Here is a 12574-nt window from a genome sequence, read left to right as displayed (position 1 = left end):
GCAGACCCTGATCTCCGCCACCAATCCAACAAGTTGGAGACCTCTCTGCTGCCAACGCCTTGACACAGAGAGGTGCCGTTAGCGAGACAGTCCCGTTAAGTCGGACGACTCGGAGACGCCGGGAGGGCTATTCAGAACGCCTTGACGGCTCCTGACGGGTTCGCTGTGGTCGAGCCCACGGGTGTCACTACGGGTGACGGCGGTCGCCGGGAGTAAATCAGTTCGAGTGTGTGGCAAGAAGAGATCAACGAGGGGCGGCCGCCGCGCTGCCAGGCTATGACCGGGCTGCGCGGTGATCAAGTCGCCGAGCTTGTCACCGTGGTGTTCGCGTTGCTCGATGGGGTGTGGCAGCCGGCCAAGGGCCGCCGCCGAGTGTTGGGCCTGTACCGGGCGGTGGTGTTGACCTTGTTCCTGATGCGTCGTAACGAGTCCCAGGCCGTGGCCGGGGAGTTGTTCGGCTGCTCGCAGTCGACCGTCTCGCGGGTCACTCGCAGGCTGCGGCCGCTGCTGCGCCAGGCGACGGCGCAGTTCGCCGGACAGGTCCGCAGCCAGGCGAAGCGCTCGGCCGTGCTCGTCGACGGGTTCCTCGCCCCGACCGGCGAGCGCACCGGCGTGGCCGGCATGTTCTCCGGCAAGCGCCACCAAGTCGGGTTCAACGTTCAAGCCGTGGCCGACCTGGCCGGCCGGCTGCTCGACACGGGTCTGCCGGTGCCGGGCGCCCGGTACGACAGCAAGGCCCTGGCCGAGTCCGGCATCGCCGAGGGCCAGCCACCTGCGACCCGGCGGGCCGGGCATGCTCGCCGACCTGGGCTACCTGGGCACCGCCGCGATCACCGGCACCCGCAAGCCACCCGGACGGCAGTTGACCGACGTCCAACGCGCCTGCAACACGGCACTCAACCGTCTCCGCGCCGCCGTCGAACGCCGCATCTCGCATCTGACCAACTGGAAGGTCCTGGACACCGGCTGGCGCGGGCGCCTCAACGACTTCCCTGAGGTACTACGCACCGTCACTGGACCGGAGATCTACCGAACGTGGGGATGAACCAGTTCTGAATAGCGTTCCGGGTGAGTGGTGAGTGGTGAGTGGTGAGTGGTTATGGCCGCAGATGTGGCATCGGTCGTAACCGGCAAAGTAGGCGGTAGCGAAAGAGCAGGATAGGCAGAATGCCTGATGCGCGGATGGGTGGTTGGGGTAGACGATATCGGCTCCGCCCCGCGGGCAGCCGCTAGATTTCGGATCGAACCGCTTCGCTTAAGGAGGTTGCGCGAGCATTCCCTGCTGGCCGGCTGAGGCTGGCGGGCACGGAGACACCGTTCGATCTGTCAGTGCGGCTGTTCCTGCGGATCCAGCTAGTGAAAGGCCTCCGCGTCCTCCGTTGCGAATCCCTGCAAAAAGAGCGACGCCGATGCTTTCGCAATTAAAGAACTGGCGCGAGTCGTGCTTTGTATTATTCGGCAACGGGCCTGGCGCTATGGAAAGGACTCTCAATGAGCGTGTCAAGCCGTGATGGCGGGTGGTTCCTTCTGCCAGGCGCGGTTGTCGCGGATGAGGGCCCACAGCACGTTGGTGCGGCGCCGGGCCAGGCAGATGACGGCCTGGATCGGGCGTTTGCCTTCGGCGCGTTTGCGGTCGTAGTAGGCGCGGGATTCGGGGTGGCAACGCATGCTGGTCAGCGCGGACATGTACATCGCCCGGCGCAGCCGGCGGTTGTAGCGGCTGGGGGTGTGCAGCCTGCTGGTCCGCTTGCCGGAGTCGTTGGCGACCGGTGCGAGGCCGGCGTAGGCGGCCAGGTGATCGGCGGAGCGGATCAGGTCTGGGTCGCCGATCGCGGCGAGCAGTTCCGCGCCGAGCCGGTAGCCGAAGCCGGGCATGGAGACGATCACGTCGGCCAGGCGGTGGCGGCGAAACCGGTCCTCGATCGCGGTGTCTGCCTGCTTGATCCGCGTGTCGAGGTCGATCACCTCCTTCGCGAGGGCGGCCACCAGCTCGGCGGCCACGTCCTCGCCGGGCAGGCGCACGGTCTGCGACTTCGCCGCGGTGACGGCAGCTTCGGCAATCGTGGCGGCGTTACGCACCCCGGCGTCGGCCAGCAGCGCGGTGAGCCGGTCGACGCCGGCGCGGCGGATCGCCTTGGGGCGCTGGTAGCGGGCCAGCAGGATCACCCAACCGCGGTGGGTGGCGATGTCGGCGGCGCGTTCCAGCGCCGGGCACACCGCGGTCAACTGCTGGCGCAGCCGGTTGATGGTCCGGGTGCGGTCGGCGACCAGATCGGTGCGGCGGCCGGTGAGCATGCGCAGCTCGGCGGTCAGATCGTCACCGGGTCGCAGCACCGGCAGATCCCGGCGCATCCGGGATTGATCGGCGACGACCCGGGCGTCGCGCGCATCGGTCTTGCCTTCACCGCGATACACCCGGGCCGCGTGGTGGACCGAGCGGCCGGACAGGTACCTGACCGGCTGGTCGTTGGCCCACAACACGCTCAGCAGCAGGGCCGCCTCGACGGTGGTCAGGTCGACCGTCCACTGCACCTGCCGCGCCGCCACAGCGCAGTCGGCGATGACCTGCGCGATCTCGCGCTCGTCGTTGGCGACCTTCCTCGACAGCAGCACCGCACCGTCCGGGTCGAGCAACGTCACCCAATGGTGTTCCTTACCGACATCGACACCGGCCCAGCCGGACTCGATCACCCTGTCCTCCCTGACGCTGTTCTGCCTGGCCAACCCCCGGACGACCCCGCCGTCAGGTCCTTAAAGCAGCGACACGTCGCAGATCTCAATCAGCGGCCAGGGAAGTCCAAGCGGGCCGGGCGGCCAGTCCTTTCAAGCCGCGCCCGAAGGGCCGGCAAACAACCCAACAGCCACACCCGACCCACTCGGGTCGTCAGCACAACCTACTGACCCTTCGAACTTAAGGACAACCCTCGGTGCATCGAATTTCACGACAACGTCGGAGTCAATCACTCCGATGTCGAACGCTGGCACTGTTTACAGTTATAGCCGTGATCGCTAGCCTCGGTCAGGTCACGCCACGCACGGCAATGGCAGAACGTCCTCAGCGCACTGTTCCAGTGCGTGAGCTTTCGCTCCTTGACGGTGGGCGTCGGGTCGAGCAAGCGCGCCCTGGGCGAACGGACGCGGACTTCCGCCCGTTGAGCCGACGGGGTAAATCCGGGTTCGACCCGCAACGCTCAACTGTTGCGCAGCGGTCGGAATTCTCCGAGCTGTACGCGAACCCGGACGGTTCTCAGACGCTGCGTCAGTCCATTGTGCCGCTTAATGTCAAGGATGGCGGCGGACGGTGGAGTCCTGTGGACACCACGTTGCATCCCGATTCCCCCAGCGGAGTTATTCGTGCCGCGGCCCACCCCCTGAAACCGACGTTCACCAGTGACGCGCGTGATGGCCAGCTACTCACTATTGGCGTCGGCGGCGACACTGTTCGGCTTGCACTTGACCAACCAGGACGTCGTGCGTCGTCGGCCGTCGTCGCAGACCAGGGCCGTGGCCGCGGGAAGCTGAGCTTCTCCGCGATCCTGCCAGACACCGATCTGCACTACGAAGTGACGGCGGGTGCGGTCAAGGAAACAATTGTGCTGCGGCAGCAACCCGTTGACAACCGATGGCGGTTTCGGATGACGACCGGGTCGCTTACACCGGTCATGTCAGCCGGCGGCGGCATCCAACTGCGCGACAACAAGGGCAAGACGTTGTTGGTGCTGCCTCCCGTGGAGGCCTGGGATTCGCGTAGTGACGGCAATCGGCCGCCCGCAACGACCGGTGGTCGGTATGAGCTGCAGCGCGATGCTGGCGGCTGGCTTCTGACTGTGGTGGTAGACGACCAATGGCTGCGGGCGAAGGACCGCGTCTACCCGGTATATGTTGATCCCACCCTTACATATGGAGTCGTCGACTCTTTTGCCTACCGCTCCGACGGTTATGACTGCAATCGCTGCGGCCTGCGGGTAGGAAACAGCCGCTACAACGGCGACTCGTATAACCGAAGTGTTTTCAGAGTCGACTACGCCTCGATGATGAACAAAAATGTCGTGGGGGCGCGACTCGACGTGTGGCGCGTCGCCGGCCACGTTGGCACCCAAGCCAGTTTGAACGTGGACATGTTCCATGCCTCGGCACTCGACTACGACGGCGTTGGCAAGCATTTGGCGACCGGCGTTGTGGGCGAGAATGGGAGCATCTCAGGCGATGGCCTGACCGAGTTTCTGCGCGAGTTGGTCAGGACCGGCCACCGTGACGCGTGGTTCATGCTCATCGGCGATGAGCGTTCGGGAGCATGGACCTACAAGCACCTGGATGCCGTCTTGCTCGTGGACTTCGGTGCTGCTCCACCCGCTGCTGAGTTGCGCGCACCGGCAGATGACAGCGTGGTCACGACAATGACGCCCACGCTGTCGGTATCCCCCGTCTCGGATCCCGACGGCGAACCTGTCAAGTACTGCTTCCGGCTTGGTACCGGCTCGGACGCACAATCCGGCATGCTCGTTGAGTCGGGCTGCATCGATAAGCCGACATGGACGGTACCGGCGGGCGTCCTGCGCGACGGAGTCGCATATACGTGGCAGGCTTGGACCGCCTCGAACCTCACTGTCACCAAGCCGCAGTGGGTTGGTCGTTTCCGCGTTGACCAGCGTATCGGTGCGGATAACCCAGCGCCTGATGACGGCTTTGCCGGCGTCGGCGTAAATCTCGCTAATGGCAACGTGACGGTCAACGCATCGTCACCAACTTTCCCGACTCTTGCCGGCGCCACCGGGCTGTCCTATTCGTATAACTCGCAACAAGCCGTGCTGCGTGGGGTCACCGCCGAGTACTACGTCGACGTGAACCGTAATGGCGCCATCGACGACGGAAACCAACCTTCATTGGTTCGGCAAGAGCCGTCAGTCAACGTCGACTACGGTCTCGGCTCGCCACATGCTCCGGCCATACCGCCCGATTGGTGGATCGTTCGCTGGGTCGGCTACTTCCAGGCCCCCGAGACAGGCACCTACCAATTCGCCGGCGTTCACGACGACGGGCTCAACGTGTGGGCCAACGGCCAGCACGTGTACCGGGGCACCGGGGTCAGCGACCTGAACTGGTCAGCTGAGCAGGCGATCGGACGAGTGTCGTTGACCAGGGGTCAACGGATCCCGATCAAGGTTGAGCTCGCCGAGCGGACCTGGAGTGCCTTCGCGAAACTGTTCGTCCGCACCGAGGACGGGACGGTGGTTCCCGCTCAGCTCGTAAGCGCGGACTGGCTGTTTGCAGAGGACGTCCCTGCCCTGCCCGAGGGCTGGACACTGTCCGCTGACATCGACGGCCACGGTGATTCCTACGTCACCGCAGAGCAGACCGAGCAGACGATCGTCCTGACCGACAACTCCGGTGCCAAGCACACCTGGACGCGGAAGTCAGCCGGTGGGTACCAGCCGCCCAGCGGCGAGGACGGCGTGCTAGCGCTGAACGCCGACGGGCGAATCGCCCTGCTTGACGACGGTGACATCTACGTATTCGGGACCGACGGTAGGATCGAATCGCAGAGCAGCGTCCACGACGCGAGCAAGCCGGCTTCCTTGCGGCACGTTTATGCTGGCGCACCACGGCGGCTGAAGGAGATCCAGGACCCGGTATCCGGCCGCGCCATGAGGCTGCACTACAACCGTCCCGGCGACAACTGCTACCCTCAGTTGACTCCGCCACCGGGAGCCGACGCCAACGCTCCAGCCCAGAAGCTTTGTCGGGTCGAGTATTGGGACGGCACGCAGACGGTCCTGTGGTACGGCCGGGGCAACCTTGCCAGGATTGAGGACCCAGGCGCGGAGATTACCGACTTTGGCTACACCTCGGATGGGATCCTCGACAAGCTTCGCGACCCGCTGGTCAACGACTGGATCGCCGCTGATTTCACCAACCGCTGGCCTGATCCAACGGTTATGACTGCGATCACCTACGTACAGCACGGTGGAAAGCGTAAGGTCGCGTCGGTGACCGCCCCGCCTCCGTCACCCGGACAGGCCAGGCCGGCACACACATATCGCTACGTCTCCGAAACCGAGACACAGGTGGATGCCGCGGGAATCTCACCCAGCACAGGATACATCCGCAAAGTCACCTTCGACGACGCATACCGCACGCAGACCGAGACCGATGCCACCGGCCGGGTCAGCCGCTTCGAGTGGGACGCAAAGGACCGGTTGATCGCCACAACGGATCCTGCCGGCCGAAAGAGCACCACCTTGTACGACCACGCCGACCGTCCCGTCGCCAGTTGGGGACCGTGGCCCCAGAACTGCTTCTGGGGCACCGAGCCGAGCACGTCGTGCGCGCCGTTGATGCCGGGCTCCTACACAAAGTACGACGAGGGCATCAACGGTCTCGCGGCAGCGTATTACGACAATGAGACGCTCGCCGGGGCACCAAAGGCATATTCGACGGGTGTTGGTGATGCCTCCGGTCGGCTAGCCCGAGACTGGGGCACCGACGCCCCAATCCAGGGCATTGGCGCAGATCACTGGTCTGCACGTTTCAGCGGTGAGATTGCATTCCCCAGGTCGGGTTCCTACAAGATTCGCGTCCTCGCCGACGACGGGATTCGTCTATGGCTCGACGACAGGCTCCTCATCGACGACTGGGTGGCCACTACACCGAAATGGCGCGAGGCCACCGTCCAGATCGACGAGGCGACGGGCGGTCCACCACGTCCGCGGCGCGTGCGACTGGACTACTACGAAGTCGATCTCGGTGCCAAGCTCGAGTTGCACTGGACCAAGCCGGATGGCACGGCGGAGCTCATTCCCGGCACGAACCTGCACCCTCGATACGGGCTTGCCACCACAAACGGCGAGCGTGACGTCTACGACGACGCACCGGAGGAGATCACCCGAACGGAATACGGCGTGCCGCATTTTGGGCTAGCCACAAGCCTTACTGTGGACCCGGATGGGCTGCGGCTCACCAGCCGCACCACGTACGAGCGGGCAGGCGAGGGCTACCTGCGCCGAACCGAGCGCACCCTGCCTGCGGGAAACACGTGGACCTACGCCTACTACGGTGACCGCGAGGAACGGGACAACCCCTGCACAGCCGCGGTTGATCCGGCTAACCAAGCCGGAATGGGCAAGCTGACCACCGATCCCGCAGGCGCCGACGGCGGCAGCAGGGCGGCTGAGGTGGTCTACGACAAAGGCGGGTCGGTCGTCGCCACGCGCATCGGCGCGGAGCCGTGGGCATGCAGCGAATTCGACGCCCGCGGCCGGTTGATCCACCGAACCATTCCCGGGGTTGAAGGCAAGCCGGCACGGACCGTACGATACGAGCACTCCGTCAACGGGGATCCGCTGGTGAGCCGGGTGACAGATCCCGTTGGCTCAATCACAACCCGACTGGACCTACTCGGTCGAATCGTTGCCTACACGGACACTTCGGGAGCGACGACATCCACCACGTACGACCTCGCCGGACGCCCGATCAGAGCAACGACGACGGTGAAATCGTTCAGCACATCAGTGACGTCCGAATACGATGACGCCGGCCGGCTCAATAAAGTTCTACTCGATGGCGACCTAGTCGCTACGGCGACATATAACGATGCCGGAGAGTTGAGCGCAGTCCGCTACGGCAACGAAACCGCGCTGACCGAGGTAAAGCGGGACCCAGCCGGCCGCGCGATCGGCATGACATGGCGGCTCGCGGACGGAAGAACCATCGCCGATACCGTCACCCGGTCCGTCTCAGGCAAGATGCGCACGGCCACCGTAACCGAGAACGGCGCGACGATCGCCACGTCCTCATATGCCTATGACGCCGCAGGACGACTGGTGCGCGCGTCTCTACCCAATCGAGAGGTGTCGTACCGGTTCGATTCGGTAGGCGGGTGCGGACCAAGTGCGACTGCTGGGGCAAATTCAAACCGGACCCACCTAGAGGAGAGGAAAAGCGGCGCGGCGCCGGTAGTTACTACCTACTGTTATGATAGAGCTGACCGGCTGGTGTCCACCTCGGGTGCTATGACGCTAAGCCCGACCTACGACAACCACGGCAACACCCATCAACTGGGCGACGATACGTACGATTACGATGGTGCCGACCGTCACATTGCCACGCAGAACAGCAATGGCACAGCCATCGCCTACTCCCGGGACGCGGCCGATCGGCTGGTCGCCCGAACGGTCACCGGCGCACCGACTGAAAGTGCGAACGGCGTCTTCCGCTACGCGTATACCGGCTCCGGGGGCACGGCTGACCTTATCCTCGACGGGGCAGGAAATCTGATCGAGCAGGTTGTTGCCCTGCCCGGCGGCGGCCTGCTCAGTAAGCCAGTGACTGGACCGTCGCGGTGGGGCTATCCAAACCTGCACGGTGATGTCTTTCTCACCGCCGATAGCAACGGCCGTAAGACCGGGGAACTCCAGGTCTACGACCCCTTCGGTGGTCAGCTCGACTCGTCGACTGGGGATATCAGGCGGCAGCCAGTTTTGCCCACCGGTGGCTTGGACAACGGTTGGCTCGGACAGCACCAGCGCCCGGTAGAAAACCTCAGCGGCCTGCAAGCCCTAGAGATGGGCTCCAGGGTATACCTGCCGGCACTAGGGCGGTTCCTGGAAGCGGATCCGGTCGAGGGCGGCTCTTCGAACGACTACGAGTACGCCGACGGCGACCCAATCAACAATAGTGACCTCGATGGCAATGCCAGCTCGAAAAGCAAGGGCTACGCCTGTATAGGAAAGACTGCGAGCGGCAAGCGCCTCCCTAAGTGCAAGCAGGCCAAGCGGGCGAATATGAGTCCCGAGTGGAAGAGGAAGTTCCACGCGAGCAACGGGTGGCGTTGTCAGTCATGTGGCAAAAAGGTTAAACAGTGGTATCGGGTGCCAAACGGCGGGGCCGCGCACGACGCGGCGGAGGTAGGCCATATGCGAGCACTAGGAAAGGGTGGCACCAACCGGCGATCAAACCTCATCACCCAATGCCACGCCTGCAACCACAAAGCCCAGGACAACATCACCTTCGAACGCATCGAGGCGCGACGGCTGCTCAACCAAATGCGCGCCGCGCATCACGAGTGGGACAGATGGGTGGTCCGAGTGCCGTGGAAGGTTAAAAATCCCCGGGCCGGCAGCATCCGCATAGCCCCGCTCGGCAGGGGCAGTGGTGGCCGATTCTTTGCTTATCTACTCTAGCCGCTGACCCTTCGTCTCCAACGCATCAAGCGGATTTGCTGGAGCCGCTGGGCCGGTGACATTGGTTACCGGCCCAGCAGCCTACAAATGTCCAGCCGGGTATCTCAGTTGGTGCCTTCGCAACCCGGAGGTAGCAGATGAGGGTGTTGTTTACCGCATCTGCACCTGGACCGGCCCGAACTCCACTGGCTGCAAGTACGGTCGAAACCCAAGAGGGCATCTGAATCACGTATTTTGCGAGTGATGCGATCTTCAGATAACTAGCTGATCTTTAACCTGTCGGGCGGTTGCATCGACCCCGGCCGATCCCGGGGCGTTCGACGCGGTCGGGCGGCTGACGGCGTTCCGGCGTGAGTTCCATCGTTGTCTGACCGCTCGTGGGGATGCGTTGTTCGAGCTGGCAGATGCGTTGCTGTGCGGTGACGCGCCGGTGCGGTCGCTGGTGGAGTTTGTCGCTGGTAGGCGAGCACCGTCACGGCTCGCTGTTCGTGGCGTTGAATCGCGGCCGGATCGACATCGCGCCGCTGCGGACTGCGGTGGCGGCGCTGCCGTTGCCGCGGGCCCGTGGTGCAAGACGTTAGTTCCGATGCCGAGGAGCCAGGGCAACAGGCTGTTGCCTCTCGGCGTTGATTTTGGTGCGTGATCGCCATGCCTCCAAGGACACCAAAGAGGTGCAGTCCTCAGCCGTTGACCAGTCCCGGTCAGCCTGAAGCAGTGGTTGGCTGTTGCCAGTCGCGGTGTGCGCCGAGGGTCCAGCAGGCGTCGACGAGCCGTTCGGGGTGAATGCCTTGGTGGTTGGCGTAGAGGTCGATGACGTCGCCGTCGAGGCGGCGGGAGACGTGGCCGGTGGCTTCGGTGGACTTGGTGGCGTACTTGGCGAGGTAGCCGGCGACCCGGCTGTCGGTGACCTCACCGTTGGCGTTGATCGGTCGCACGTCGAGGCCCTTGTCAGGGTCGCCCCAGGTGATGCGCCAGCCGGCCGGGTTGGCGGGGTGGGGTCGGGTGGTGAAGGCGGCGGTGGCGGCGGCGTGCCGGACGGCGGCGATCAGGGCGGCCGGCGGGGGCACGATGGCGTCCGGGTCGTGCGGGTGGATGCCGTCGAGGCGGATGACGGCGTGGTAGTGCACGACGGCGCGGCGTTGCATCTCGGCGACCTTGCCGCACGACGGCTTGACCCGCGGTACGCGCCGCACGTTGCCGCTGGCGGTGATCTGTTCGACCCTCGGTAGGCCGAGTTGTCGGGCGCGGGCGTTGTGGTGGCGGGTGATGGCGATGCTGGTGCGGCGCCACAACTCCGGGGCGGCGTGGTTCCACACGACCTGGGCGTCGTAGTCGTAGCAGTCCATGCACAGCGGCTGCCCCAGCCGAGGATCGTCCTCCTCGTGCCGCGCCCAACATACGGTCGGCTGCCCGTGCTCGCATGGCCGGGCGGTGGGGTCGGAGGCGCGGCGGGGGTGGCAGGGCTCTCGGTCCACACCGCCGACGACCTTGCCCGTTTCGCCCGAAGCCTCAACACCCGCCCACGCAAGACCCTCGGCTACATGACACCATCCGAGAAGCTCGCCGAGCTCCTTGCGCACACCTCTTGAACCCGCCGTGTAACGCATCAACCGGAGTCGGACAGGCGGCTGCCGGTGATGTCGGGCTCCACTTAATGCATTACGCATTGGTTCCACTTGACGCGTTACGGGTTCCCGCGCAACGAGCTGCCGTTGTTACATCCAGTTACTACTCAGTTGGATGCCGGGCGGGCTCGACGGCCCGTCAGAGGCGCTCAGTCAGCGGCAGATTCGTACGTACCTGCGACGAGCCCACGTTAGCTAGAGCTAGATGTCGAGGATCAGGGCACGGTGGTCGGAAACCTCTGGTTCGGTCATGATCTCGAACTGCTTGACGGCGGCGATATCGGAGACGAGCAGGTAGCTCGCGTGCCGCACCGCTTTAGGGTAGTGAGACGTCCGCGTGTCGGCCGCGCTGACCAAATCGGTCAGTCCGATCTCGGCCAGAACGTCGAACGTCTCACTGCCAGGTAACAGGTTAAAGTCACCGCAGACCACTACCAGGTCCCGCGGACTGCGTACCCGATTCACGAGTTCCGCGAGTCGCTCTGCTTGGCGCAGCCGCGCCGGGGTGTCAGCTTTGCCGACCGGATCGCGTAATCCGTGTACCTGCACCACCCACATCGACCGGCCGCCGGTGCGGTCAACGGTGCGCACCGCGAGTGCGTTGCGTGGGCGGTCTGTGATCGTCCACGCGTCATGGTCCACGAACTGACCGTGCACGAAGGCGGAGTCGAGACCAATGACCGGCAGTTGCTCGGCGACGAAGGTCGCGAGACCGAAGTCCTGCCGATGCCGGCCGCCCTTGTCGTCATGCACGGGTCCTGAGTCGCTGGCGAGGAAGATCGCCTGATGGTGCGGCAACGCGATGCGGACATCATCGAACAAGTCAGCCCGCTGGGGCAGGATGCGTTCACCGTCTTCGAAGCGGGTCCATCCGGTCCGACCAGGGGTCCGAGTCACTTCCTGCAGGCAGACGATGTTCGCCCCGCTGTCGGGCAGCCACTTAATGAGCTCGTCGCATAACGCGCCACCCCAGGCGTTCACACTCGCGATCCGCAAACGACACACCTGCCATCTCTGATCAGACGCCTACCCGCCGACCGCCCCTGCCTGGAGGGACTCGATCTTAAACCACCGGAGGTGCCGCGATTCGGAAGGGTACGCCGCTCGACGCACGCGCTGCCACCGGCTACAGAAGCGGATGCGCCAGGCATCGCCGGCCGTCCCGTGTTTACAGCGGGTAGCCAACGAGCCACGGCACCGTGTCGCGCATCAACTGAAGCCACGACGTAACGCATCAAGCGGAGTACGACACAACGATCAGAGACCCAAAGTGTCAGCAACCTCCGGCAGTTCTAGAGCTAGTGCCGCGTCAGGCAACGTTTGCCCCATAGGCCGGTGGGGCCCGGGTGATGCGGGCTGTCCTGGCCCGGGGCCTATTCTGCGTTCGTGGATGGTGATCAGGCACTGGAGCGATATCGCTACGAGGTCCGGGAGTGGACAGTGGGTGAGCTCCGCCAGGTGCTCGATGGGCTTCCGGGAGGATTGCGGCTGCGCATCGACGTGGCAGCCGCTCCATGGTGATGTGCAGGAAGCGGATCGTGAACTGGTTCTCGGCGGTGTCTTCGTGGACGACGCTGACCATCTCGCGCGGGACGAGCTGGTTCTGCAGGCTGACTTCAGCAGTGACTGGTATATGCGGCCTCGGGCCGAGTCTTAGGCGACGTTTGCCCTGGCCACGACCTCGCGTAGGCGTTCGTCGGCGGCGTTCTTGTTCCGCCAGATGATGTAGCGGCGGATCATGCTGCCCTGCTGCTTGTGGCTGGCGTGGTC

At 64.6% G+C, this 12574-nt stretch carries 5 protein-coding genes and 3 pseudogenes; 5 read left to right on the top strand and 3 right to left on the bottom strand.

What is annotated here, in order from left to right; translation table 11 throughout:
* Positions 1 to 276 precede the first annotated feature (276 nt).
* Both AB0873_RS30470 and AB0873_RS30465 read left to right on the top strand, forming a co-directional pair.
* Positions 277 to 459 (top strand): annotated as a pseudogene (locus tag AB0873_RS30470) (hypothetical protein); the annotation flags it as partial.
* 334 nt (positions 460 to 793) lie between these two features.
* Positions 794 to 1045 carry a transposase family protein gene (locus AB0873_RS30465; RefSeq protein ID WP_366604068.1) on the top strand — a complete coding sequence of 84 codons (252 nt, stop codon included), beginning with the start codon at positions 794 to 796 and terminating at the stop codon, positions 1043 to 1045.
* A 455-nt stretch (positions 1046 to 1500) separates the two neighbouring features.
* Here AB0873_RS30465 and AB0873_RS30460 read toward each other — a convergent pair whose 3' ends face one another.
* Positions 1501 to 2691 carry an IS110 family transposase gene (locus tag AB0873_RS30460; protein ID WP_366604066.1) on the bottom strand — a complete coding sequence of 397 codons (1191 nt, stop codon included), beginning with the start codon at positions 2689 to 2691 and terminating at the stop codon, positions 1501 to 1503.
* Positions 2692 to 3311: 620 nt separating this feature from the next.
* Between AB0873_RS30460 and AB0873_RS30455 the strand changes: the two genes are divergently transcribed.
* Together AB0873_RS30455 and AB0873_RS30450 are read left to right on the top strand one after the other, a co-directional pair.
* Positions 3312 to 9179 carry a PA14 domain-containing protein gene (locus tag AB0873_RS30455; protein ID WP_366604064.1) on the top strand — a complete coding sequence of 1956 codons (5868 nt, stop codon included), beginning with the start codon at positions 3312 to 3314 and terminating at the stop codon, positions 9177 to 9179.
* Between the two features lie 334 nt (positions 9180 to 9513).
* Positions 9514 to 9742: pseudogene (locus AB0873_RS30450) on the top strand (transposase); the annotation flags it as partial.
* A gap of 138 nt (positions 9743 to 9880) precedes the next feature.
* On the opposite strand, the gene AB0873_RS30445 reads toward AB0873_RS30450, so the two are convergent.
* Positions 9881 to 10654 carry a replication initiator gene (locus AB0873_RS30445; RefSeq protein WP_366604062.1) on the bottom strand — a complete coding sequence of 258 codons (774 nt, stop codon included), beginning with the start codon at positions 10652 to 10654 and terminating at the stop codon, positions 9881 to 9883.
* Here AB0873_RS30445 and AB0873_RS30440 point away from each other — a divergent pair.
* Positions 10643 to 10768 (top strand): annotated as a pseudogene (locus tag AB0873_RS30440) (IS30 family transposase); the annotation flags it as partial. The gene AB0873_RS30445 and the pseudogene AB0873_RS30440 sit on opposite strands and share 12 nt — an antisense overlap.
* 237 nt (positions 10769 to 11005) lie before the next feature.
* On the opposite strand, the gene AB0873_RS30435 reads toward AB0873_RS30440, so the two are convergent.
* Entirely contained in the window at positions 11006 to 11785 is a 780-nt protein-coding gene (locus AB0873_RS30435; RefSeq protein ID WP_366604060.1) for an endonuclease/exonuclease/phosphatase family protein, read from the bottom strand.
* Between the last annotated feature and the right edge of the window lie 789 nt (positions 11786 to 12574).

This window comes from Micromonospora sp. NPDC047707 (assembly GCF_040704235.1).
Classification (GTDB): domain Bacteria; phylum Actinomycetota; class Actinomycetes; order Mycobacteriales; family Micromonosporaceae; genus Micromonospora.
The sequence above is the reverse complement of the archived record's forward strand: the minus strand, read 5'-3'. Positions and strand labels throughout refer to the sequence as shown.

What these genes read in the sequence shown, in the direction of transcription:
- AB0873_RS30465 (WP_366604068.1), top strand. Translation starts at nt 794, where the DNA reads ATGCTCGCCGACCTGGGCTACCTGGGCACCGCCGCGATCACCGGCACC.